This is a genomic window from Microbacterium sp. DT81.1, from assembly GCF_049844955.1.
GTDB lineage: Bacteria > Actinomycetota > Actinomycetes > Actinomycetales > Microbacteriaceae > Microbacterium.
Window position 1 is genome coordinate 61,466 of record NZ_JBNCMA010000002.1, and the last position, 22,875, is coordinate 84,340.

The 22,875-nt window shown below is 67.4% G+C and carries 19 protein-coding genes; 18 read left to right on the forward strand and 1 reads right to left on the reverse strand.

What is annotated here, in order from left to right; all coding sequences use genetic code 11:
- Window positions 1–22: 22 nt before the first annotated feature.
- The 13 genes from ACLQ2Q_RS05430 (at window position 23) to ACLQ2Q_RS05490 (ending at window position 15,857) form a co-directional block, all read left to right on the forward strand.
- Window positions 23–1,039 carry a LacI family DNA-binding transcriptional regulator gene (locus ACLQ2Q_RS05430; protein ID WP_425818764.1) on the forward strand — a complete coding sequence of 339 codons (1,017 nt, stop codon included), beginning with the start codon at window positions 23–25 and terminating at the stop codon, window positions 1,037–1,039.
- Window positions 1,040–1,275: 236 nt separating this feature from the next.
- Window positions 1,276–2,250 (forward strand): ABC transporter permease, encoded by a 975-nt coding sequence (locus ACLQ2Q_RS05435; RefSeq protein ID WP_425818766.1) that lies wholly within the window; start codon window positions 1,276–1,278, stop codon window positions 2,248–2,250.
- A 101-nt stretch (window positions 2,251–2,351) separates the two neighbouring features.
- Window positions 2,352–3,221 (forward strand): carbohydrate ABC transporter permease, encoded by an 870-nt coding sequence (locus ACLQ2Q_RS05440; RefSeq protein ID WP_425818768.1) that lies wholly within the window; start codon window positions 2,352–2,354, stop codon window positions 3,219–3,221.
- 45 nt (window positions 3,222–3,266) lie between these two features.
- Entirely contained in the window at window positions 3,267–4,907 is a 1,641-nt protein-coding gene (locus ACLQ2Q_RS05445; protein ID WP_425818770.1) for an extracellular solute-binding protein, read from the forward strand.
- A gap of 51 nt (window positions 4,908–4,958) precedes the next feature.
- Window positions 4,959–5,240 (forward strand): twin-arginine translocase TatA/TatE family subunit, encoded by a 282-nt coding sequence (tatA, locus tag ACLQ2Q_RS05450; RefSeq protein ID WP_425818772.1) that lies wholly within the window; start codon window positions 4,959–4,961, stop codon window positions 5,238–5,240.
- Window positions 5,241–5,247: 7 nt separating this feature from the next.
- The gene (gene tatC, locus ACLQ2Q_RS05455) at window positions 5,248–6,072 is read left to right on the forward strand and encodes a twin-arginine translocase subunit TatC (protein WP_425818774.1); all 825 of its coding nucleotides are present in this window, start codon (window positions 5,248–5,250) and stop codon (window positions 6,070–6,072) included.
- A gap of 105 nt (window positions 6,073–6,177) precedes the next feature.
- Window positions 6,178–7,461 (forward strand): polysaccharide pyruvyl transferase family protein, encoded by a 1,284-nt coding sequence (locus tag ACLQ2Q_RS05460; RefSeq protein WP_425818776.1) that lies wholly within the window; start codon window positions 6,178–6,180, stop codon window positions 7,459–7,461.
- A complete protein-coding gene (locus ACLQ2Q_RS05465; protein ID WP_425818778.1) occupies window positions 7,458–8,669 on the forward strand; it encodes a glycoside hydrolase 5 family protein in 1,212 nt (403 codons plus the stop codon). Before ACLQ2Q_RS05460 ends, ACLQ2Q_RS05465 begins: the two co-directional genes overlap by 4 nt.
- A gap of 98 nt (window positions 8,670–8,767) precedes the next feature.
- A complete protein-coding gene (locus ACLQ2Q_RS05470; protein ID WP_425818780.1) occupies window positions 8,768–10,927 on the forward strand; it encodes an alpha-galactosidase in 2,160 nt (719 codons plus the stop codon).
- A gap of 116 nt (window positions 10,928–11,043) precedes the next feature.
- The gene (locus tag ACLQ2Q_RS05475; protein ID WP_425818782.1) at window positions 11,044–12,375 is read left to right on the forward strand and encodes a choice-of-anchor Q domain-containing protein; all 1,332 of its coding nucleotides are present in this window, start codon (window positions 11,044–11,046) and stop codon (window positions 12,373–12,375) included.
- Between the two features lie 119 nt (window positions 12,376–12,494).
- Window positions 12,495–13,877: a GH1 family beta-glucosidase gene (locus tag ACLQ2Q_RS05480; RefSeq protein ID WP_425818784.1), complete on the forward strand. Its 1,383-nt coding sequence runs from the start codon at window positions 12,495–12,497 to the stop codon at window positions 13,875–13,877.
- A 167-nt stretch (window positions 13,878–14,044) separates the two neighbouring features.
- On the forward strand, window positions 14,045–14,989 hold the full coding sequence (locus tag ACLQ2Q_RS05485; RefSeq protein WP_425818786.1) for a LacI family DNA-binding transcriptional regulator: 945 nt from the start codon (window positions 14,045–14,047) through the stop codon (window positions 14,987–14,989).
- 40 nt (window positions 14,990–15,029) lie between these two features.
- The gene (locus ACLQ2Q_RS05490) at window positions 15,030–15,857 is read left to right on the forward strand and encodes an AraC family transcriptional regulator (protein ID WP_425818788.1); all 828 of its coding nucleotides are present in this window, start codon (window positions 15,030–15,032) and stop codon (window positions 15,855–15,857) included.
- Between the two features lie 9 nt (window positions 15,858–15,866).
- On the opposite strand, the gene ACLQ2Q_RS05495 is transcribed toward ACLQ2Q_RS05490, so the two are convergent.
- A complete protein-coding gene (locus tag ACLQ2Q_RS05495; protein WP_425818791.1) occupies window positions 15,867–16,646 on the reverse strand; it encodes an SDR family oxidoreductase in 780 nt (259 codons plus the stop codon).
- A 225-nt stretch (window positions 16,647–16,871) separates the two neighbouring features.
- On the opposite strand from ACLQ2Q_RS05495, the gene ACLQ2Q_RS05500 reads away from it, so the two are divergent.
- The 5 genes from ACLQ2Q_RS05500 to ACLQ2Q_RS05520 all read left to right on the forward strand — a co-directional run bounded on the left by ACLQ2Q_RS05500 (window position 16,872) and on the right by ACLQ2Q_RS05520 (window position 22,827).
- On the forward strand, window positions 16,872–18,893 hold the full coding sequence (locus tag ACLQ2Q_RS05500; RefSeq protein ID WP_425818793.1) for a heparinase II/III domain-containing protein: 2,022 nt from the start codon (window positions 16,872–16,874) through the stop codon (window positions 18,891–18,893).
- A gap of 176 nt (window positions 18,894–19,069) precedes the next feature.
- The gene (locus ACLQ2Q_RS05505) at window positions 19,070–19,771 is read left to right on the forward strand and encodes an RraA family protein (RefSeq protein ID WP_425818795.1); all 702 of its coding nucleotides are present in this window, start codon (window positions 19,070–19,072) and stop codon (window positions 19,769–19,771) included.
- 4 nt (window positions 19,772–19,775) lie between these two features.
- Window positions 19,776–20,900: a glycoside hydrolase family 88 protein gene (locus ACLQ2Q_RS05510; protein ID WP_425818797.1), complete on the forward strand. Its 1,125-nt coding sequence runs from the start codon at window positions 19,776–19,778 to the stop codon at window positions 20,898–20,900.
- Window positions 20,897–21,943, forward strand: a complete 1,047-nt coding sequence (locus ACLQ2Q_RS05515) for an ABC transporter permease (RefSeq protein WP_425818799.1) — start codon at window positions 20,897–20,899, stop codon at window positions 21,941–21,943. The genes ACLQ2Q_RS05510 and ACLQ2Q_RS05515 overlap by 4 nt, the downstream gene beginning before the upstream one ends.
- On the forward strand, window positions 21,940–22,827 hold the full coding sequence (locus ACLQ2Q_RS05520) for a carbohydrate ABC transporter permease (RefSeq protein WP_425818801.1): 888 nt from the start codon (window positions 21,940–21,942) through the stop codon (window positions 22,825–22,827). The genes ACLQ2Q_RS05515 and ACLQ2Q_RS05520 overlap by 4 nt, the downstream gene beginning before the upstream one ends.
- Window positions 22,828–22,875 lie beyond the last annotated feature (48 nt).

Below are 22,875 nucleotides of genomic sequence, written 5' to 3' on the forward strand. Positions count from 1 at the left end.
GGCCTAGGGGTAGATTCGTGACATGGTGACATTGCGCACGGTGGCGGAACGCGCCGGCGTCTCGGCGGCCGTCGTGTCGGCCGCCATCTCCGGCAGCAGTTCCGTGCGCATGAGCGAGGCCACGCGGCAGCGGGTGGAAGAGGCGATACGCGAGCTGGGGTACGTACCCAATCACGCCGCACGTTCGCTGAAGACCAGTCGCACGGGCATCGTTGCAACCATCACCCCCAACCTGTCCAACCCGGTCTTCGACGAGGCGCTTCGCGGGGTGCAGGACGCCGCGGAGGCGCACAACGGCGTCGTGCTCATCTCAGACTCGAAGCGTGTCGCACCCGGGAGCAACCTGATGAGCCGCCTCGTCGGAACGGGCATGGCCGACGGGTTCCTCGTCCGCTTCCTCGACGAGATCGACAACGAGAACATCGCGACCTTCGAGGGTCGGGGCGTGCCCTGCGTGGTGCTCAACGGGCCGACCGACGGCAATCACATCTGCGTATGGGTCGACGACCACGAGGGGATCCTCACGGCGACCAGCCACCTCCTGGAGCTCGGACACCGCCGGATCGCCCTCCTCGGCGGGCCCCCGAGCCCGTTCACCGTGGATGCCCGCGGTGACGGATTCAGGGATGCCTTCACCGCGCGTGGCCTGACGCCGCCCGGTGACGAGTGGATCGCGCACGGCTACGAGCTCGAGTTCGTGCGCACCACCACGCTGAGGCTGATGCGGTCGGCGGTGCCGCCCACCGCGATCGTCATCGACAACATCTTCACCGCGCGCGGCCTGCTCGCCGCGGTCGCCGATCTGGGCCTTCGAGTCCCCGACGACGTCTCGGTGATCGCCTACCACGACATCCCCCAGGCCGACTACTATCGGCCTGCGCTGTCCGCGGTGAAGATGCCGTTGTACGAGGCCGGAGTCCGCGGCTACGAGATGCTGCAGAAGATGATCAACGGCGGCGGCGGCCGCAGCGTGCTGGTCCGGCGCCCCGGTGCGCGGATCATCGATCGCGCCTCGACTCGCCGCATCACCGACGTCTGACGTACCGCGCCACGCTTCGCGTCACCTCAACGACCTATTTCGGCGCAGCACTTGATTTTGCGTTTAATCAGTGTGAGAGTGTCGTGTACTCGGGCTCCCGCCGGAGCGCAAATCATCTGAAACAACGGAGTTCTCATGAGTGCCGATCTTCCGAAGGATGCGAACCACCGGTCCCGCATCCCCCTCGTGTCCTCCTGGCAGACGGTCGACCGCCGCCGTGTCGGGGGAGGGCAGTCATGACCGCCGTGATCAGCAAGCCCGTTTCCAAAGCGCAGAAGCCGGCGCCCGTGACGAAACGACGCAACACCCTGCGGATCAGATTCCGGCGGGACCGGGTGCTGCTGCTCCTCGCCCTTCCCGCGGTGATCCTCCTGCTCCTGTTCCAGTACGTCCCGCTCACCATGAACGTCATCGCGTTCCAGGATTACCAGCCGTTCCTCGGGATTCAGGGAAGCCCGTGGGTCGGCTTCCAGAACTTCTCGATCATCGTGGACGGCGACCCGGCGTTCCTGAACGCGCTGCGGAACACGCTGATCCTCACGCTCATCCAGGTCGTCTTCGTCTTCCCCCTGCCGATCGTGCTGGCGCTCCTGCTCAACGCGGTGATGAGCGACCGGTGGAAGAAGACGATCCAATCGGTGCTCTACCTCCCGCACTTCCTCTCCTGGGTCATCGTCGTCGCGCTCTTCCAGCAGATGCTCGGCAATGCCGGGATGGTGAACACCTGGCTGCGAGAGGCCGACCTCTCGACGTTCCAGATCATCGGAGTGCCGGAGCTCTTCCATGTGCTCCTGACGTCCCAAGTGATCTGGAAAGACACCGGCTGGTCGATGATCCTCTTCCTCGCCGCCATCTCACGAGTGGATCCGAGCCTCTACGAAGCCGCCGTGATCGACCGGGCAGGGGCATGGCGTCGGATGTGGCACATCACGCTTCCCGCCATCCGGCCCGTGATCGTCCTGCTGCTGATCCTCCGTCTCGGCGACTCGCTGACCGTGGGCTTCGAACAGATCATCCTGCAACAGGAGGCGGTCGGAGTCCAGGTGAGCGAAGTCCTCGACACCTATGTCTACAACAACGGCATCATCGGCGGAAATTGGGGGGTGTCGGCTGCGGTCGGTCTCTTCAAGGGCGTCGTCAGCGTGCTGCTCGTCCTCGGGGCGAACAAGCTCGCCCACATGTTCGGCGAACGGGGGGTGTACTCGAAATGAGCCTGCTCGAGACAAAGACGGAACGCGACGAGCGTGTGTCACGGAACCGCGACCGGGGAGCCGCCAGAAAGCGTCGGGCCGGCTCGAAGCGTCCGGTCTGGATGGGACGCGCGAATCCGTTCGCGACGCTCGCCAGGGTCCTGATCTTCGCGCTCGCCTGCGCAGCGGTCATCGCCCCCTTCGTCGCCGTGGTGATGACGAGCCTCGCGAGCCAGGAAGAGATCACGGCGAGTGGCGGCTTCGTCATCTGGACGAACGCGCCGTCGTTCGCGGCATACGAAGCCGTGCTCTCCGGAGGCGTCGTGCCCAGGGCGATGCTCATCAGCATCGGCGTCACCCTCGTCGGAACGCTCTTCAGCCTGGCGGCGACCATCGGGCTGGCGTATGGGCTCTCGCGTCCGGGGTCGCTCGCACACAAGCCCATCCTCCTGATGACGCTGTTCACCCTGCTGTTCAGCCCCGGCATCATCCCGATGTACCTGATCGTCCAGCAGCTGGGACTCATCGACAACCTCTGGGCGCTCATCCTGCCCGTCATGGTCAACGCCTTCAACGTCATCGTCATGCGGGCCTTCTTCCTCGACATACCCGCGGAGCTCATCGAGAGCGCCAGAATCGACGGAGCCGGCGACTTCCGCATCCTGACGCGCATCGTTCTGCCGATGTCGAAGGCGGTCATCGCCGTCGTCGGGCTCTTCTACGCCGTCGGCTACTGGAACGCGTTCTTCTCGGCGCTGCTCTACCTCAACTCGCCCGACCTGTGGCCTCTGCAGCTGGTGCTGCGCACCTTCGTCGTCAATCAGACGCCGATGGGCGTCGACGACATGAGCGCCGGTGCCGGAGCGGTGCCGCCGCAGCTCTCGATCCAGATGGCGATCCTCGTGATGTCGATCGTCCCGATCCTCCTCATCTACCCGTTCCTGCAGAAGCACTTCGCATCCGGCCTCATGGTCGGCGCGGTCAAGGGCTGAGCACCACCCACATCAGCGTCCCGTCAACGACGAAAGGAACTCAGCATGTCCACAACGTTCACCCGGAGAAATCTCCTCCAAGTAACAGGGCTCGCCGCCCTGGCAGGCATCGCCGGCGTCACTCTCTCCAGCTGCGCCCCGGGCGGCGGTGCGGTCACCGGGGGAGCCGTGATCGGAAGCAGCGGGCTCCGACTCCCGACCTATCGGGATTCTGCGGTCGTCGAGCCCGCGCTCGTCAGCGCTCACGACGGCGGCATGGCGGCCTACCTCGAGTACCCCGCGAAGGCCGTGCAGGCCGTCTCGAAGACACCCCTCGCCGGCAGCACCGTGACCGCCATCACCTACAGCTTCGATCCGGTCGCGCCGGGGGTCAACGACAACGTGATCTGGCAGCAGGTGAACGAAGCGCTCGGCGGCAACCTGGAGATCGTGTACACGCCGTTCGGGGACTACACCCAGAAGTTCGCCACGACCATCGCGGGAGGGGCGCTCCCCGATCTCGTCGCCATCCGCCCTCCCGTGCAGCAGCTCCCCGCGCTGCTCAACGCGAAGTTCACCGACCTCACCGAGCACCTTTCGGGTGACGCTGTGCTGGATTATCCCAACCTGGCGGGGCTGCCGACGATCTCGTGGCAGGAGACGGTGATCAATGACCGCATCTGGGGCGTGCCGATGTCGCGGCCTCCCGTGGGGCCGCCGCTGATCGTGAGGAAGGACCTCTTCGAGGAGTACTCGCTCTCCACGTCTCCGAAGGACTTCGACGAGTTCAAAGAGATCGTCGTCGCTCTCACCAACGACCGCGAGGGCCGGTGGGCCCTCGGCGACTTCGTCGGCACCCACGACCTGCTGCGCAGTACGCACGGCATCCCCGGGCCCTGGATCGAGAAGAAGGGCGCCTTCACAGCTGACTACGAGCTCCCGGAGTACGAGCAGTCGCTCGCCGACGTCCGAGAGCTGGTCGAGCTGGGCGTGATGCATCCCGACATGGTCGGCTCGTCGAACACGCAGCGCAACGACTGGTTTCTCAACGGCTCAGCCCCCATGGCAGCCGTCGGCTTCACCGGGTTGTCGAAGTTCGCCACGTGGGGCAAGGACATCCCGAACTTCGCGATCGAGGGCATGCTTCCCTTCAGCTACGACGGAAAAGTCGAGCCGACGCACCTCTCCGCCGGAGTCACCCCTCACTTCATGGCCATCACGAAGACCGACGAGAAGCGCGTCAAGGAGCTGCTGCGCGTGCTCGACTGGCTGGCGGCGCCCTTCGGCAGCACCGAGTACGAGCTCCGCAACTTCGGCATCGAGGGGCAGACCTTCGACTTCGTGGACGGCACGCCGCAGGTCAACAGCCAGGGACAGAGCCTCAAGCTCGTCCCGTTCAAGTACCTGACCGACGCGCCGCAGGTCATCTTCAACCCGGTCGACCCCGCGGATGGCGAGCGACAGTTCGAGTATCAGGAGCAGGCCCTCGAACTGCAGGGGGGCGACCCAACGGCCGGACTCTATTCCGAGGCCGACGCGACCAAGTCGACCCAGCTGACGACGAAGGCCGGGGAAGCCCGGGCCGACATCGTGCTCGGCAGGAAGCCCGTCAGCAGCTGGAAGGAGTTCGTCGCGTACTGGAAGGCGAACGGTGGAGACCAGATCCGCAAAGAGTACGAGAAGGCGTTCGAGAAGGCGAACTCATGAGCTCCCGCGCGGCTCGATGATCTCTGCAATCCACTGAATCAAGGAGGAACGATGTTGGGCAACGCATTCGGGTGGCCACACCTGCTGATCATCTTCGCGGTGGTCGTGCTGCTGTTCGGCGCCGCCAAGCTGCCCGCGCTCGCAAAGAGCGTCGGTCAGTCGGCGCGCGTCTTCAAAGGCGAGATGAAGGCGCTGAAGGGCGACGGGGCGGCTTCGGAGGTCGCTCAGGAGCCTGCCGCGGTCGCGCCACCAATCACCACGGCGCCCCTCGCCGCGACGCTCGAGGGCGCGCCCGCGGCGGTTCCCGCCGGCGCCGATCCACGCAGCAGGTAAGCCGGCCATGGTCACCGCCGACGCCGGAGGACTGCCGCGACGCGGTGCGTCCGCGAGCGAGAAGCGCATGTCCCTCGGCGCGCATCTCGTGGAGCTGCGCCGGCGTCTGATGATCTCCGCAGCGGGCCTCGTCGCCGGGATGGTGATCGCGTTCATCGTCACCGACGTCATCATCCGGGTGCTCACCGACCCGATCCGCCTGGTGGCCGAGGCCCGCGGCGACGAGGCGGAGGTGGCGCTGATGTTCACCACCGTGACCAGCGGCTTCGAACTGCGGATGCGCATCTCCGTGGTCGTCGGTCTGATCCTGTCGGCACCGGTCTGGCTCTCTCAGATCTGGCTGTTCGTGATGCCGGGGCTGACCCGCAAGGAGACCCGCTACACCTGGGGATTCCTCGGCGCCGCCATCCCGCTGTTCTTCGCCGGAGCCTATGTGGGCTGGCTGATGGTCCCCCACATCGTCGAGCTGATGGCGACGTTCGTGCCCGACGGAGGCAGCCTGTTCTACGACACGTCGTTCTACTACGACTTCGTGCTCAAGCTCGTGCTCGTCGTGGGCGTCTCCTTCGTCCTCCCCGTCTTCCTCGTGCTGCTCAACGTCGCCGGGGTGATGAGCGGAAAGGCCATCCTCGGCGGCTGGCGCATCGCCGTCCTCGTCATCACCCTCTTCGCCGCCATCGCCACGCCGGCGGCGGACATCGTTTCCATGCTGATGCTCGCCGGGATCATGGTCGTCCTCTACTTCGCGGCTGTCGGCGTCGCCCTCCTCTTCGACCGGCGCCGGGCGAAGAACGCCGCCAAGATCGCCGGCTCGCCCGAACCGTTGGTGTGACCGCCTCCCCGTTCCACACTTCCGCACGCACACCGCACCTCGTGCGCGGCCTCATATCGCCCTGCCACCTGACACACTGCCCACCACGACATTCATGGAGATGACATGCCTACCCAGCACACCCCACCGCACCCGGGTGCAACCCGTCCCCGCCGGATCATCCTTCGTTCGGGGTGGCAGATCGAGAACATCGGCGACGTGGCGCACACACCCGGGGGGCTCGCCCTTCTGGAGCGTCATCTGCCGGAGGCGGAGATCACCTTCTGGCCGTTCTATCAGGAGCTCCCCGACTACGAGGTGCGCTTTCTGAAGGAACGCTTCCCCCGGCTGCGGATCGTTCAGGGCACGCTCGATGAGACGGGTGCCGCATCGACGCCCGAGCTGGAGGCGGCCGTCGAGTCGGCGGACTTCATGCTGCACAACTCGGGCCCATACGCGCTCTCGTGGCGCGACCTTCAGGCCTTCCAGGCCAGAACCGGCAAACCATACGGCGTCTACGGCGTGAGCTACGGACACTGGGTCTTCGGGAACGCCGAGAGGGACGCCTTGACCGCGGCGGCATTCGCATACTTCCGCGACTCGGTCTCGCTCGAGAAGGCGCGCCAGGATGGTGTCGACGCGCCGATCATGGGGTGGTCGCCCGACGCGGCGTTCGCTCTCGACATCGCCGACGACGAAGCAGCGGAGAGGCTGTTGAAGGGACTGGGTCTGCGTGACGGCGAGTTCGTGTGCGTCATCCCGAAGCAGCGGTTCACGCCGACGTGGCGGCATGTGCGCAAGCGGCGCGCGTTCGACCCGCGGCTTCACCAGCGCAACGAGGAGATGAAGGAGCACGATCACATCCCGCTGCGCGAGGCGATCACCGCGGTGGCGCGCCGGACCGATCTGAAGATCCTCATCTGCAACGAAGACGAGACCGAGACCGAGATCGGCAAGACGTGGGTGCTCGACCGCCTGCCCGAGGACGTCCGGCCGAGGGTCGTATGGCTTGATCGACCGTGGTTGCTCGAGGAGGCATCCGGCGTCTACAAGCGGTCCGCAGGGCTGTTCAGCCATGAGATGCACAGCCCGATCATCTGCATCGCGCACGGGGTGCCCGCAACGGTCACCCGTTGGGTGGAACAGAGCAGCAAGGGCGTCATGTGGAAAGACATCGGCCTGGATGACTGGCTGTTCAACTTCGACGACGAGAAGGATGTAGCCCGGTTCCCGGAGGCGGTGCTCGCGCTGGCGCTCGATCCGCGCGAGGCGAAGACGAGAGTCGCCGAAGCGCGCCGGCGCATTGATCTGCGCTTCGCCGAGACCATGGCGGTGCTCGAAAAGGCCAGCCGACCCTCCGCGGGCGCGGAGCAGCCGCCGGTCCTCACAGGCGTGGGCGGGGCTTCGTGACCGGGAGCCCGAGCGGGATTCCGCGGTTCGGCGTCAACTACGTCCCCAGCAGCGGGTGGTGGTACTCGTGGGTCGACTGGGAACCGGCGTCTGTCCAACGCGACCTTATGGCGATCGCCGACCTGGGCGCGGATCATGTGCGGATCCACTGCCTCTGGCCGTTGTTCCAGCCGAATCCGCACATGGTCAGTGCCGTCATGCTCGGGCATCTCGAGTCGCTGCTCGACATGGCTCACGCTGCCGGGCTCGACGTCATCGTCACGGTCTTCAACGGATGGCTGAGCGGGTTCGACTTCCGGCCGTCGTGGGTGCAGGACGGGGTCAGCATCTTCACCGACGGCGCGGTCATCGCGGCGCAGGAGAGCCTGCTGCGGGCGATCGCCGAGCGCATCGGAGACCACCCGCGTTTCGTCGGGATCGACCTCGCCAACGAACCGAGCGTGCTCGCGACGGACACCAAGAACGTCACGACGCAGCCCGAGGGTGACGCGTGGCTGACCCGGCTGCTCGACCGCTGCGACGCCCTCATGCCGGGTTGCATGCATTCGGTCGGGATGGACCACCTGCCATGGCTCACATCGACGAGCGCGTTCAGCCGCGGCACACTGGCCAGCACAGGCGCGGTCACACCCGTCCACGCCTGGGTCTTCTTCACCGGTGCGCTCGAGAGGTATGGCGCGTCCGGTGTCGGGACGAAGCACCTCACCGAGTACATGCTCGAGCTCGCCAAGGCATTCGCGCGAGACAGCAGCCGCCCCGTCTGGCTGCAGGAGTTTGGCATCGCCCCGGAATGGATGCCGCAGGAGGTCCGCGACGAGTTCGTGGCGGAGGCGACTCGCATCAGCGCGTCCGTTGCCGGCCTGTGGGGGATCACGTGGTGGTGTTCGCACGACATCGACCGCTCCCTGGGCGGTTTCGTCGAGCTGGAGTACGACCTGGGTCTGCTGACCGTCGACAATGCGGTCAAATCCTCCGGGGAGCGCTTCCGCCAGGCCGTCGCCGACGTTCGAGCTGGGTCGACCGGGCCGGCGCCGACGCGATCCCACGCGCTCGTGCTGCCCGACGCGGAGACGCCCGACCTGCGCTTCGCCGATCACTTCTTCGCCCTCATCCAAGACGGCATCCGCCCGGCGATCGTGCTCGAGAGTCGAACCGCCGACGCGGGACAGCTGTCCGAGCGGGGTATCACCACCCTGATCCGGCCGTAGGCGAGTGGGTGGCATGGTCACGGGCAATTACACGAGTAAACTCGGCGCGGTCGACCTAGCGCCTCGGCTGCACGACGACTCCTGGAAGGACTTTCTCTATGCCCATCACCGCCGCACCGAACGAAAAGGGCTGGCTCATCGAGACGCCCGGCTCGCTGTACGCGATCGGGCTCGACGCCACCGGACTGCCGGCCCAGCGTTACTGGGGCCCGTCGCTTCCCTCCGATGACTGGGGGCAGCTTCTGCGCGGCGACACGAGCCCGTGGCGCAGTGACACCTCCCGCCCGGAAGAGGTGCAGCAGGAGGTCCTGGCGGACGGCGGCGTGCGGTGGGGCGTCCCCGGCCTTCAGGTCGTGTTCCCTGGTGGCAACCAGTCTCTCGAGCTCCGCTTCGTCGATGCGCGCATCGACAACGAAGCTGCGGGCCAGTCGACGCTCGTGCTCTCGCTCGCCGACAGCCTCTTCGCCTTCTCGGTGCACCTGCACTATCGCGTGCGGGCCGACTCGGACGTGATCGAGCGGTGGATGGAACTCGAATCAGGAGAGGATGCCGAGGGCGACGTCGTGCTGCTGCGCGGGGACTCGGCCAACTGGTTCATCGACGAAGCCGACGACTACTGGTACTCGTCGGTCAACGGACACTGGGGCGGCGAAACCCAGCTCGAGCGCGGACCGCTTCCGGTCGGCGATCTGACCTTCTCGTCTCGCACGGGCACGACCAGTCACGCCGCGAACCCGTGGATCATGGTGCATCCGCAGCATGCGACCGAAGAAGCCGGCGTCATTCGCACCGTCTCGCTGGGCTGGAGCGGCAGCTGGCACCTCACGGCTCAGCGCCGGCCCGAAGGCGGCGTGTCCGTCACGACCGGATTCGGGCACGAAGGGGTTCGCCTGGTTCTCGAGAGCGGGCGCCGACACGTCACGCCGCCTTCCTACGGCCTCGCGACCGACGGCGGCTTCGGCGAAACCTCGCGGAAGTGGCATGCGTTCGCCGTTCGTCACCTGAGGCCCGCGGTGGACGAGCTTCGGCCGGTGCTCTACAACTCGTGGGAGGCGACCGAGTTCGATGTCTCTGAAGCGCAGCAGATGCGCCTGGCCGACAAGGCGGCGGCGATCGGCGCCGAGCTGTTCGTGCTCGATGACGGATGGTTCGGTGCGCGCACCGACGACCGTCGCGGTCTCGGCGACTGGCACCCCAACCCGGATCGGTTCCCGAACGGCCTGCAGCCCCTCGCCGACCACGTGCGAGGGCTCGGCATGGGATTCGGGCTCTGGGTGGAGCCCGAGATGGTGAACCCCGATAGCGACCTCTACCGGGCCCATCCCGACTGGGTGCTGCACTTCGAGGGGCGCACGCGGCACGAGGCCCGCAACCAGCTGGTGCTCAACTTCGCCCGCGACGACGTGAAGCAGTGGGCGCTGGCGTGGCTGGATGATCTCGTGTCGACGTACCGGCTCGACTTCATCAAGTGGGACATGAACCGCTCCTTCACCCAGGCAGGCTGGCCGGAGAACGCGCGCGATCACGGCTCTCTGTGGCTCGGCCACACGCGGGCCGTCTACGACATCATGGCGACGCTGCGCGAGCGCCATCCCTTCCTGCGGATCGAGTCCTGCAGCGGGGGCGGCGGGCGCGTCGACTTCGGCATGATGCAGGTCATCGACCAGTTCTGGACCTCGGACAACACCGACGCGCTCGATCGCCAGACGATCCAGCACGGCTTCAGCCAGCTCTATCCGGCGATCACCATGTGCAACTGGGTGACGGATTCGCCCAATCCCATCACCGCGCGCGTCGTCCCCCTGCAGTACCGCTTCCACGTCGCCATGGCGGGAGCACTCGCGATCGGCGGTGACCTCGATTCGTGGTCGGATGCCGAGCTCGACGAGGCGGCGGAGCAGGTCGCCCTCTACAAGGAGATCCGCGAGGTGATCCAGCTCGGCGCACTGCACCGGCTCGGCGGGCGGCCCGGCGCGGGGCTGACGGCGGTGCAGTATGTGCGCGAGAACTCCGTCGTCGTTCTCTCCTACGAGCCGCGACGCTCCCTGGAGAGGGGAGCCAGGCGCACGGTTCTGCGCCGTCTCGACCCCGCGGCCTTCTATGTCGACCAGCGCACGGGGAGGCGGTTCAGCGGCGCCTACCTGATGCAGCGAGGCCTCGTACTGCACGACGAGCTGAACACGCACCCCGGCAACGGCTCGCTCCGGTTCTCCAATCGCGACTACCTGAGCGCGCTGACGCGTCTGACCCGGAGCTGACCCGGCGGGCGCCCAAGCAGGCCGGTCGGGCTTGCACGAAGACGTGGCGCGAAAGCATTTACACGAGTAAAGTCACTCACGATCGCAACTCGGATACTGCAAAGGAGCACTCATTCATGAAGTTCACGCGAAGCATCTCGGTCATCGCCTTGGCGGCGGTGTTCAGCGGCGCGGGCGTCGCAGCGCATGCAGACGCCGCCTCCGACGGACCCACCACCTATTTCGTCAGCGGCGCCGGTGCGGACACCAACACCGGCCTGGCGCCGGATCAGGCGTTCCGGTCCATCCAGCGCGCATCCGATCTGACGGAGCCCGGCGACACGGTCGAGATCATGGACGGAGAGTACGCAGACACGTCGGGGCAGGGGGTCCTGCGCATCACGCGGTCGGGCACGCTCGATGCCCCGATCACGTACCGGGCCTACCACAACCAGACCCCGGTCATCCGGCCGGTGACCGGGTGGAACGGCGTCTCGCTCGTCGGCGCGTCCCACATCGTCCTCGACGGCCTCGAGATCCGCGGCAACGCCGACAACCTCACGCTCGAGGACGCGACGGCCAACGCGAGCCCGGGCAAGGCGACCTACAACCAGAACTGCGTGCACGCGCGGAAGAACGCCGCGGGTGAGCGCTGGTCCCACCTGACGGTCATCAACTCGCACATCTACGACTGCCCGGGCGGCGGGCTGAGCACGACCGGCGGCGACTACATCACCTTCGCCGACAACGTTGTGCACTCGAACGCCTGGTACTCGGTCTACGCGAACAGCGGCATCTCGATCCTCACCCCGGAAGACGTCGATGACGCCACCGGCTACAAGATCAGGATCGAGAACAACGTCTCATACGACAACGAGAGCAAGGTCAAGTGGATCGCATGCAACTGCATCTCCGACGGCAACGGCATCATCGTCGACTCGACCCTGAACGCACGTTCCTCCGGCGGCGTCGACTACAAGGGGCGCACCCTGGTGGCGAACAACGTCGTCTTCGACAACGGCGGCACCGGCATCCACGCGTACCGCTCGGCCAATGTCGACATCCTGAACAACACGGGCTACCTCAACTCGCGCAGCCCCTTCATCAACAACCCGAACATCAGCGCCTTCGTCAGCCGCGACGTGCGAGTGATCAACAACGTCTCGGTGACGCTGCCCGGCAAGCCGAGCAACTCGGCCTACCGCAACGAGAACGTGCTCTACGACTACAACACGTACTGGGGTGGGGCGGAGCCGGAGGTGCTCGGGGCTAACGACCTGATCGTCGACCCGGAGTTCGTCGCACCCAGCACCGATCCTGCCGTGGCGGACTTCCGGCTGACGCGCGGATCCCCCGCCGGCGACACCGGGATCGCGCTGCCGGAGGTGACCGACGATTTCGACGGCAAGAAGCGCCCCTCAGGCAGCGCGTTCGACCGCGGGGCGTTCGAACTCCGCGGACGGCACTGACCCACACCGCCTGATCACGTCGTGCAGCGTGGCCCGGGCTCTGCTCCATCTGGCCCGGGCCACCCTGCGCCACTGACGACAACCGCAATCCCACCCCTACATAGAGAAGCACCTTCACAATGAGTGTTCGACAGCCTGCCGACGTCTTCCCCCGGGACTTCCTGTTCGGCGCCGCCACCGCCGCCTATCAGATCGAAGGAGCGGCCCGCGAGGGCGGCCGCGGCCCCTCGATCTGGGACACGTTCAGCCACACCCCCGGCAAGGTGCTGAACGGCGATACCGGCGATGTCGCGGATGACCACTATCACCGCCTCACCGACGATCTCGATCTCATGGCAGAGCTCGGCCTCGAATCGTACCGCTTCTCGATCGCGTGGCCGCGCATCCAGGCGACCGGCACCGGCCCGGCCAACGCGATCGGCCTCGACTTCTACGAGCGCCTCGTCGACGGCCTCCTGGAGCGCGGCATCCGCCCGATCGCGACGCTCTACCACTGGGATCTCCCGCAGGCGCTCGGCGACCTCGGGGGCTGGACGAACCGTGCGACGAGCGCAGCCTTCGCCGACTACGCGGCCATCGTCGGTCGTTCCCTCGGTGACCGCGTGCACACGTGGACGACCCTGAACGAGCCGTGGTGCAGCGCCTTCCTCGGGTATGGCGCCGGAGTGCACGCGCCGGGGATCACCGACCCCGTCGCGTCCGTCACCGCCGCGCACCACCTCAACCTCGCCCACGGCCTGGCGATCCAGTCCCTTCGCGCGGAGGTCGGGGACCAGGCACGGTTCTCGGTCACGCTGAACATGTCGCACCTCAAGGGCCAGGGGCACCGCGCCGACGACGCGGTGCGGCAGATCGACGGCATCAGCACGCGCATCTTCCTGCAGCCGATGCTCGAGGGGTCGTACCCGGATGATGTGCTGGCCGACACCGCACATCTGACCGACTGGGCGTTCGTCGCGCCCGGTGACCTCGAGGTCATCCACCAGCCGCTGGACGTGCTGGGCGTCAATTACTACTTCCCGCTGACGGTTCGCGCGCTTCACACCTCCGAGGCCGACGCGAGCAACCCCGGATACCCGGGAGCGGAGCGGATCGCCTTCGTGGAAGAGCCCGGTCCTCGCACGGCGATGGGATGGAACATCGACCCCGACGGGCTCGAACAGCTGCTCGTCGACCTGCGCACCCGGTATCCCGAGCAGCCGCTCATGATCACCGAGAACGGCGCCGCCTTCGACGACGACCTCGTCGACGGCGTCGTCGACGATCAGCGGCGGCTCGACTACCTGCGCGACCATGTCGCTGCCGTGCAGCGTGCCATGCGCCGGGGGGCGGATGTGCGCGGCTACCAGGCATGGTCGCTCTTCGACAACTTCGAGTGGGCGCTCGGCTACAGCAAGCGCTTCGGGATCGTGCACGTGGACTACGCCACCCAGGTGCGAACGCCGAAAGCGAGCGCCCACTGGTACTCCGAGCTGATCAGACGGCGCACGCTGCCTGCGTGATTCCGCGCAGCATCCCGCCGCCGCGCGCCGGCGATCGATCCCCGCAGGGCTCGATGGCCGGGACAGCCCCTGGAGCTATCATCGGATCACCGCATCAGACGGTCCCGATCAGAGGCACGGCCATCAGCGATACAGGCACCCCCCGGCGGCGTGTGACGCGCCACGACGTGGCGCGCCACGCCGGCGTGAGCGACGCGGTGGTCACCTACACGCTCAACGGCGCAGCGCCCGTCGCGGCCGAGACGGCCAGGCGGGTGCGGGAGTCGATCCGGCTGCTCGGCTACACCCCGAACGCGACGGCTCGTGCCCTGCGGATGGGATCGTCACGACTCATCGGCGTCATCGTGCCCGACACCACCAACGTGTTCATCGCCGACCTCTGTCTCGGGGTCGAGCGCGCAGCGCGCGCGCGAGGCTACGACGTGCTGACCATGAACTCGGACGGCGATCATGACCGCATCGAGGAGCACGTGCGGGCCCTCGCCTCCCGGCAGGTCGACGGCGTGCTGCTCGCCCTCGTGGTCGACGAGCGAGATGCTTCGGTGCTCGAGAGCACGGGCATGGCGTGGGCGGTGCTCAACCCGATCGGGGCGGTGCCGGGCGCCCGAGGGGTGGGCGTGGAGCTCGCCGATGGCGCGGAGACCGCAACAGAGCACCTGCTCGGGCACGGATACCGGCGCATCGGATTCCTCGGTGCGACGCACGATCGGCGATTCGATGGATGGCTGGCGACGCTGACGGCCGCCGGCCTCGAGCCGGGCCCCGTCGTGGACTGCGACTTCACGCGCGCAGACGCGTACCGCGCAGGCGTCGAACTCGCAGCCCGGCGGGACGAGCTGGAAGCGGTCTTCATCAGCACCGACATGACGGCGGCCGCGGCGCTGCGCGCCATCCACGAGCACGGCGTCCGGGTGCCCGACGATCTCGCCATCGTGAGCTTCGACGGGTCGGCCGAGGGGGAGTACGCGTGGCCGTCGCTCACGACGGTGCGCCAGCCGATCGACGAGCTCGCCGCGCAGGCTTTGGATCACCTCCTCGACGGCCCCGCGGGTTCGGGAACCGCAACCTCGCTCCGCGGGGAGCTGATCATCAGGGCGTCATGCGGATGCTGAGCCCACACGGGCGGCCTCCCCACGCTCTCGCGAGTCTGACGTGAACGAGAGCGTGCATCCGCTCGCCGGCGCGCTCGAGCCGGTGTTCGATCTCGTCGTCACCGACATCGAATACGTCATCGACCGGGCCCCGAACCCTCGCTGGAGGATCCGAGACTTCGTGAACTCGCGATCCGCGATCCTGGCCTACGCCATCTCCGGCCGCGCGCATTACCAGATCGACGGCGCCGCCTATGAGATCGAGGCGGGCGACATCATCTTCATGCCGCGCGGCACGCCCCACACGGCGGCGAGCGACAGCGCGCAGCCGTGGCGGTTCCTGTCCGTCGCATTCACCGTCACCGCGGCCGACGGGTCGGATCCGGCGGATGCCCTGCAGGAGCTGGCGTCGGTGACACCGGTCACGCACGGAGACGCGGCGCGCCTCTTCCACGCGATGGTTTCGACGTGGGCGACCAAGCGCCCGGGTCACCTTCTGCAGATCCGGGGGGCGGTCGCGCTCGTGCTGCATCGCATCGTCTCCGAGCACGACGTGCCGGACACGCGTCAGCCGTACCTCCGCCGGATGGGCCGCATCACCGAGCAGATCGTGCAGAACTACGAGCGCACCTACTCCGTGGAAGAGCTTGCCGCGCTCGCGGATCTGAGCCCCTCGCACTTTCGCACGGTCTTCAAGCAGGCGACCGGCATGACCGCCACCCGCTACCAGCAGCAGGTGAAGATCGCCAAGGCGACCGAGTTCCTGGCCAGCGGCGAGTACAACGTGACCGAGACGGCGCGCGCCTGCGGCTTCCGAGACGTCTACTACTTCAGCCACCTTTACAAGAAGCTGACGGGCTCCAGCCCCTCCGAAGTCGCGAGGTGGTGAGCGGCCGCGTCAGTCGCGGGGACGTCCGGTCGATTCGAAGCGCACGTCGAGCACGACGACGTGCTTCGGGCGCGTCAGCACGAAGATGATCGTGTCGACCACGTCGTCGCTCGCCATGAGCGCATCTCGGTTCACGGGCCGGTCGCCCCAGAAGGCCGTGTCGGTTCCTCCGGGTGTCAGGTTGGTCATGCGCACCCGCCGGTCCTTCACCTGCAGGGCGAATGCATCGGTGAACATCGCCACCGCCGCCTTCGCCGTGCAATAGAGGGGAGCCGTCGCGTTCGGCCTGGTTCCCGCCAGCGAACCGACGTTGATGATCTGGGCGTCGGTCTCGCGCAGGCGCGGAAGCGCGTGCTTGCACGAGAGGAACGTGCCGAGGACGTTGACGGAGATCAGGGCGTGGAAGTCCTCGACGCTCGTCTCCGCGACGGCGCCGGGAATCGACAGACCGGCCAGATTGACCACCGCATCGACCGGTCCACCGGCCTCGTGGACCGCGGCGTAGAAGCCCTCGACCTCGTCTTCGGACGTGATGTCTGCCGCATGCACAAGGGCGTGGGGCGACGTGGCCCGCAACTGCTCGAGGCGCTCGGGTGAGCTGCCCGTCGCGGCTACCGTCGCGCCCGCCGCGGTGAGGCGTGCTACCAGGCTCTGTCCTATCCCTCCCGTGGCCCCCGTGACCACGATGTGCTGTCCGCGGAGGGCGGCGTCGCCGGCCCGCGCGAGAGCGGGGGCGTCGCCCCGACGGGAGGAGTCGGTCAGGGTGTTCGAGGTGTCGGCATCCGGCATCCCCCCAGCCTCGCCGTTCCTGGACCCCGAGCCCACCGACTGCGTGCCGACTCTTTGCGTCAAACGCCTTGGTCGGCAGCGCGTGGCTGCACCGTCGATTTGTGCAAATTCCCATCCGGAGACACCATGGCTGTCGGCCGAGGACGGCATCAGGATCGAAACCACGGCGGTACCCGGAGACGAATCTCCCCACCGCGTGATGATCGCGACCGACGAAGGAGTCTCATGACCGGACACAGCGCGCCCACGACGACCCGGGGGCGACTGGACGTGGCCGCCGTCCGCGAGCGTTCCGAGCGCGATCCACGTATCTCGCGCATCGTGGAGGTCCTCATCGACCGCGCCCGTCTGTGGGCGAGCGCCCCGACCGTCACCCAGCCCGGCGAGCTCGCCGAATGGTGGCATGTGGCGTGGGAGCGCCTCGGCGACGCGGCATTCGCGCATGCGATGCGCCCCGACGAGCAGATCGCGGAGTGGCTCCGGGCCGAGACCCGGCGGCTGCTCGCCCTTCCGGTCGACGAGTGGGTGGGCCCCTTCTTCCGAACGCGCACCAACCCGCCGATCGGTGCGCTGGAGACCGCCCACGTGGGGCTCGGTGTCGCCGAGGTGCTGGAACTGTGCCCCGAGCTCTTCGACGAGGACGAGCGCGAACACATCGTGGCCGGCCTGATCGAGCATTGCCTGCTGCCCTGCGAACGCGCGGTCACGGCCTATGAGGGCTCCGCCCGGCGGTACGACGAGTCCGGCGGGGCAGAGGGCACGCCCCCCAACAACTGGTACATGGTGCTGCTGGACGGCTTCGCCGCGATCTCACTGCTGAGTGGCGACGCGGACCGCATCGCCACGCTGCCCGGGCGGTACCGGACCGCGAGCTCGCTCTACAACGCCGACAGCTACGGCGAGAGCGTGCAGTACTGGGGCTACGCGACCCTGCACCTGACGAACGTGCGCGAGCTTCTGGATGCGCACGACCCCTCGCTGCTGGCCCGCGACCGGGCGCCCTACGGGCCGATGATGCGGTGGGTCGCCCAGTCCATTCTGTTCCAGGGCGCGCGGCCCGAGCTCGGCGCCGGGACCTATACGACGATGGTCAACTTCGGCGACTCCGCGGTGACCGCGCGACCGCCGGCCGACGCCCTCACGAGCATCGCCCGCCCGGATGCCGGCACCGACGACGAGGACGCGCGACTCGCGCGCTGGCTCTTCGAGCACACCTATCGCGACATCCAGCTCGAGCCCTCGCACCTCTCCACCTTCGGGTTCTTCTCGGAGGTCGGATGGCGGAGCGTGGTCAACCTGCTCTCGGCGGCCGATGCGTCGTCGCCCGAAGAGCTGAGCCTTCCGCTCGCGGCGAGCTTCGAGACGGGATCCGTCATGGTCCGGGACCGCTGGACCGGCACCCGCACCGTGCTCGCGGCGCAGGCCGGCACCGACCGGCTGAACGTGGACTCGCATCGCCACGACGACCACGGCAGCTTCGTGCTGAGTCACGGAGACGAGCTGTTCTTCGCCGACCCCGGACACTGCTCGTATCGGCTCGAGGCCCAACAGGTGGCCAAGCGCGCCGAGAGCCACAGCACCTGGGTGCTGCGCGACGGCGGCACGGACGCGATCCTCGAGCGGCGTCAGCCGCACGCCGCCCCCGTCGGCATCCGCACCGCCCCCTGGACCTCCGCGGGCTGGACCGCGTTCTCGGTCGACCTCGCCCCGAACTTGCCGGAGACCATCACCCGGGCTCGGCGCACATGGATCACGCTCCTGCCGCACGTCGTCCTCATCGTGGACGACATCGCCTCGACGCTGCCCGTGAAGGTCGAGACGTCCTTCGTGCTCAACGATCGCGACCACGGCCTGAGAGTCAACCAGGCGACCGCGACGCGGCTCGTCCTGCGTCGCGGCGAGGCGGCGGCCAAGTTCTTCCGTCTCAGCGCCGAGACCGACGCGGCTCCCGTCAGCGGATCGGCAGATCGTCGGTGGACGGCGTTGCACGACATCTATCAGCCGCAGCCGAACGCCCCCACCCAGGGTCGTGAAGGCAGCGGCGTCGTGTACTCCTACCGCAACGCTGCGGGCACCCGCCATCGGGCGGTGTACTCGATCGTGCTCGACGATGAAGCCGTGATCCGCGGGTGGCACGTCGATGTCGCCGACGACGGGACGGTGCTCATCGAGCGACCGGACGGCGTGGGACTGGCCGTCGATCCCTCCGGGTTCGCCCCCGGCGACGCCCCACCGGCGACGCAGTGACACCGGGATGATCATGCTCCATCGACGTCGGCAGATCGTGCAAATGATCGACAGCCACGACCTGGAGCACCCCCTCAGCCGTCCATAAATTGGGTGGAGAAGCCAGAGCCGGCGACATGCCTCGGACGATCATCCGGGACACACGCCGGCCCGTCCGAGCAGAATGTGTGGTTCCCGTGTCGGCAGACATCTCAAAGGCCCCTGCGGCATCGCCCGCCGCGCCGAAGATCGGTGAGCGCGAGCTCTGCGATCGCTACCAGGCGGTTCCCACCGCGGCGATCAACGACGTGCTGCGGGCGGCCGGCCTGCTGCAGCAGGTGCTGCCGCCCGCCGTAGCCTCGCTCGAGCAGGGCGTCCGCATGGCGGGCATCGCCTTCACCATCAAGGGCTCGAAGGACCTTCGACTCGAGAACGAGATGGTCGAGCGCGCCGCGATGCTCGAAGCGATCCCCGACAACGCGGTGTGCGTGTGGGACACGTCGGAGGACGACGAGTCGGCCCAGTGGGGCGAGGTCATGACCATGGCAGCCAAGCGTCAGGGAGCGCGCGGCGCCGTGATCGACGGCGGCGTCCGCGACACCGACAAGATCCTCGAGCTCGACTTCCCGGTGTTCTGCCGGTACCGCACCTCGAACGGGATGCTCGGGCGATTCCGGATGTCGGCATGGCAGACCCCGATCCGCATCGGCTCGGTGACGATCCAGCCGGGCGACATCATCGTCGGCGATGTCGACGGCGTCATCGTCGTTCCCCGTGAGCAGTCGCTCGACGTGCTCATCGCGGCCGAGGCGATCAAGGACGAAGAGGTGCGCCTGAAGGCGATGATCACCGACGGGCTGCCGCCCAGAGAGGTCGTGGAGCGCGGTGGCTACTTCTGATCCCATGACCGCCGAAGCCGCCGCACCCGCCGTGGCTCCCGCGGCACTGTCCGTCGGGCTCTTCGATCACTACCAACAGCTCGACGAGGTCAAGGCTTACTTCGGCGTCCTCGCGATCTATGCGCTGGCCCGCCTCGGCGACGAGCAGGGCGACGAGCACCTCCTGGACCGCGTGGAGTCGATGCTGCGCCGGTTCCCCGACGAGATCGAGCACCCGCGCTACAACTTCCCGTCCTATCGCATCGGCGGGATCGCACAGAGCTTCATGATCTCGCGCGGCCGGATGACCGATCGCCGGGAGCTGCTCCGCGAGTACGCCGAAGAGATGATGTCGGCCCCGAGAGATGCGAAGGGGATCCTCACCCTCATCGATGTACCCGGCGACCTGATCTGGATCGACGTCGCGATGGCCGCCACCCCCTTCCTGCTCTTCGCCGGGCAGGCGCTCGGTGAGCGGCGCTACATCGACGAGGCCGTCGACCAGGCAGTGCTGATGCACGACGAGCTGCTCGACGCCGGCACAGGCCTGCTCCATCAGTGCAAGAACTTCGTCGGCCCCGGCATCCGCTCGGAGGATCACTGGAGCCGCGGGAACGGATGGGGCTACTTCGCGCTGGCCGAGCTCGTGCGGGGGCTGGCGCAGGATGACCCGCGCAGGCCCGAGGTCGAGCGACGCTTCATCGCGATGTCGGAGGCGCTGCTTCCGCACCAGAGCGCCCGCGGCCTCTGGCGGCAGGAGATCCCCCTCCCGTCGGCCTGGGAGGAATCCTCCGGCACGGGCCTGATCCTGTACGGGATCGGGGCGGGGCTTCGCTCGGGAGTTCTCAGCGGCTCGCGATGGACGACCGCCCTCGAGCGCGGTCTGCGGGGCCTCGCCGAGACGTGCGTCAACGCCGACCACTCGATCGAGAACAGCTGTCCCGGAACGCTCTGCCCGGGCAGCGGCGACCAGAAGGGCACCGTGCAGGCCTACCTGACGAACGCACTCCCTTATCGGGACGAGCCGCACGGATGTGCTCCCGTCATGCTGGCACTGACGATGGCGAATGCCGCCGGCGTCAGCGCGCTGCGGCTCCGTGCACATCCCCAGAGCGGTCCGTTCCTCGGCGACGAAGGCGTCGGCTCATGAGTGGGCGCACATCGGCCGCCGTGGACGAGCGCCCCGAGCCCTCGCCCACGAGCCCCCCGGGGACGCCCCCGGGGGCACCGGCATCCGGGAAGGCCGCGAAGACCGCGCGGTCGCGACGGCCCAAGAAGCACAAGAAGAGCGCGTGGCAGCGCTTCCTGCGCGACCGGGCGCTGCTGCTCATGGTGCTGCCCGGGATGCTGCTCTTCATCGTCTTCCACTACCTGCCGCTGCTGGGCAACGTCATCGCCTTCCAGGACTACGTCCCGTTCATCAGCATCCCGGAATCGCCGTTCGTCGGCCTGAACAACTTCCAGGTGCTCTTCGCGGATCCGGCGTTCTGGAATGCCGTGAAGAACACGCTGGTGATCACGCTGCTGAACCTGCTGCTGTTCTTCCCCATCCCCATCGCGATCGCCCTGCTGCTGGACAGCCTCTTCCACGAGAAGATCAAGGGCTTCATCAGAAGCGCGATGTTCCTGCCGCACTTCATCTCGTGGATCGTGATCGTCGCCCTCTTCGAGCAGATTCTCGGGGATGCGGGGCTGCTGAACCAGTTCGTCATGCAGCTGGGCGGGGATCCGGTGCACATCATCGGCAACGAGTCGCTGTTCAAGTTCCTGCTGGTGGCCGAGCAGGTCTGGAAGGACGCAGGCTGGGCGTCGATCATCCTCACCGCGGCGCTCGCATCCATCGACTCCAGCCTCTACGAGTCCGCCGCCGTGGACGGCGCCGGCTACTGGAGGCGCCTCTGGCACATCTCGCTCCCGGGGCTCCGGCCGGTCATCATCCTGCTGCTGATCCTGCGACTCGGAGACGCCCTCTCCGTCGGGTTCGAGCAGGTGCTGCTGCAGCGCTCGAGCGTCGGTCCAGAAGCGGCGGAGGTGCTCGACACGTACATCTACTTCTTCGGGGTGCAGAACGGAAACTGGTCGGTCGCCGCAGCGGCCGGGATCTTCAAGGGCATCGTCGCGCTCGGCCTGGTGCTCGGCGCGAACAAACTCGCCCACAGATTCGGTGAAGACGGGGTGTACACAAGGCGATGAGCAGATACGCAACCAATCGACCCGCGTGGATGGAGAAGCCCAACCGCGCGCTGAGCGTCCTGAAGTTCGCCGTGCTCGCTGGGATCCTGGTCGCCGTGATCTTCCCCTTCGTGGTGGTCGTCGCGACGAGCCTCTCCACCCAGGCGTCCATCTCCCGCGCCGGCGGTCTGGTCGTCTTCCCCACCGAACTGTCCCTGGATGCATACGCCGAGATCCTCGGTGGAGGCGTGGTCAGCCGCGCCGTCCTGATCAGCATCGGCGTCACGCTCATCGGCACGCTGTTCAGCCTGACCTGCACCATCCTCGCGGCCTACGGGCTGAGCCGGCGTGACTCGTTCCTGCACACCCCGCTCCTGACGATCGTGCTGCTCACGCTCCTGTTCGCTCCGGGCATCATCCCGAGCTATCTCGTCGTGAAGAATCTCGGTCTGCTCGACAATTACTGGGCCCTGATCCTGCCCACCGCGATCAACGCGTTCAACCTCGTGATCATGCGCAACTTCTTCCTCGGCATCCCGTCCGAGCTCCTGGACGCGGCGCGTATCGACGGCGCAGGAGACTTCACCATCCTCTGGAGGATCGTTCTGCCGCTGTCGAAGGCAATCACGGCGGTCATCGCCATGTTCTACGGCGTCGCGTACTGGAACTCGTTCTTCAACGCGCTGCTCTACATGCAGACGGAATCGAAGTGGCCGTTGCAGCTCGTGCTGCGCGTGTTCGTGCTCGAAGGGCAGCAGATGGCCGTGAGCGGTGAGGCCCCGCCCCCGCAGCAGGCGCTGCAGATGGCCATCGTCGTGCTCGCCATCATTCCGATCCTCCTCATCTTCCCGTTCGTCCAACGCCACTTCACCAAGGGCGTCATCACCGGGGCCATCAAGGGCTGACCCGCCCTTGCACGGCATCCACGAGGCACGTCGCCGTGCATCCAACCC

What these genes read in the sequence shown, in the direction of transcription:
- ACLQ2Q_RS05460 (WP_425818776.1), top strand. Translation starts at nt 6,178, where the DNA reads ATGCCTACCCAGCACACCCCACCGCACCCGGGTGCAACCCGTCCCCGC.
- ACLQ2Q_RS05430 (WP_425818764.1), top strand. Translation starts at nt 23, where the DNA reads ATGGTGACATTGCGCACGGTGGCGGAACGCGCCGGCGTCTCGGCGGCC.
- ACLQ2Q_RS05495 (WP_425818791.1), bottom strand. Translation starts at nt 16,646, where the DNA reads ATGCCGGATGCCGACACCTCGAACACCCTGACCGACTCCTCCCGTCGG.
- ACLQ2Q_RS05475 (WP_425818782.1), top strand. Translation starts at nt 11,044, where the DNA reads ATGAAGTTCACGCGAAGCATCTCGGTCATCGCCTTGGCGGCGGTGTTC.
- ACLQ2Q_RS05520 (WP_425818801.1), top strand. Translation starts at nt 21,940, where the DNA reads ATGAGCAGATACGCAACCAATCGACCCGCGTGGATGGAGAAGCCCAAC.
- ACLQ2Q_RS05480 (WP_425818784.1), top strand. Translation starts at nt 12,495, where the DNA reads ATGAGTGTTCGACAGCCTGCCGACGTCTTCCCCCGGGACTTCCTGTTC.
- tatA (WP_425818772.1), top strand. Translation starts at nt 4,959, where the DNA reads ATGTTGGGCAACGCATTCGGGTGGCCACACCTGCTGATCATCTTCGCG.
- ACLQ2Q_RS05470 (WP_425818780.1), top strand. Translation starts at nt 8,768, where the DNA reads ATGCCCATCACCGCCGCACCGAACGAAAAGGGCTGGCTCATCGAGACG.
- ACLQ2Q_RS05510 (WP_425818797.1), top strand. Translation starts at nt 19,776, where the DNA reads ATGACCGCCGAAGCCGCCGCACCCGCCGTGGCTCCCGCGGCACTGTCC.
- ACLQ2Q_RS05445 (WP_425818770.1), top strand. Translation starts at nt 3,267, where the DNA reads ATGTCCACAACGTTCACCCGGAGAAATCTCCTCCAAGTAACAGGGCTC.
- ACLQ2Q_RS05435 (WP_425818766.1), top strand. Translation starts at nt 1,276, where the DNA reads ATGACCGCCGTGATCAGCAAGCCCGTTTCCAAAGCGCAGAAGCCGGCG.
- tatC (WP_425818774.1), top strand. Translation starts at nt 5,248, where the DNA reads ATGGTCACCGCCGACGCCGGAGGACTGCCGCGACGCGGTGCGTCCGCG.
- ACLQ2Q_RS05440 (WP_425818768.1), top strand. Translation starts at nt 2,352, where the DNA reads ATGGGACGCGCGAATCCGTTCGCGACGCTCGCCAGGGTCCTGATCTTC.
- ACLQ2Q_RS05500 (WP_425818793.1), top strand. Translation starts at nt 16,872, where the DNA reads ATGACCGGACACAGCGCGCCCACGACGACCCGGGGGCGACTGGACGTG.
- ACLQ2Q_RS05515 (WP_425818799.1), top strand. Translation starts at nt 20,897, where the DNA reads ATGAGTGGGCGCACATCGGCCGCCGTGGACGAGCGCCCCGAGCCCTCG.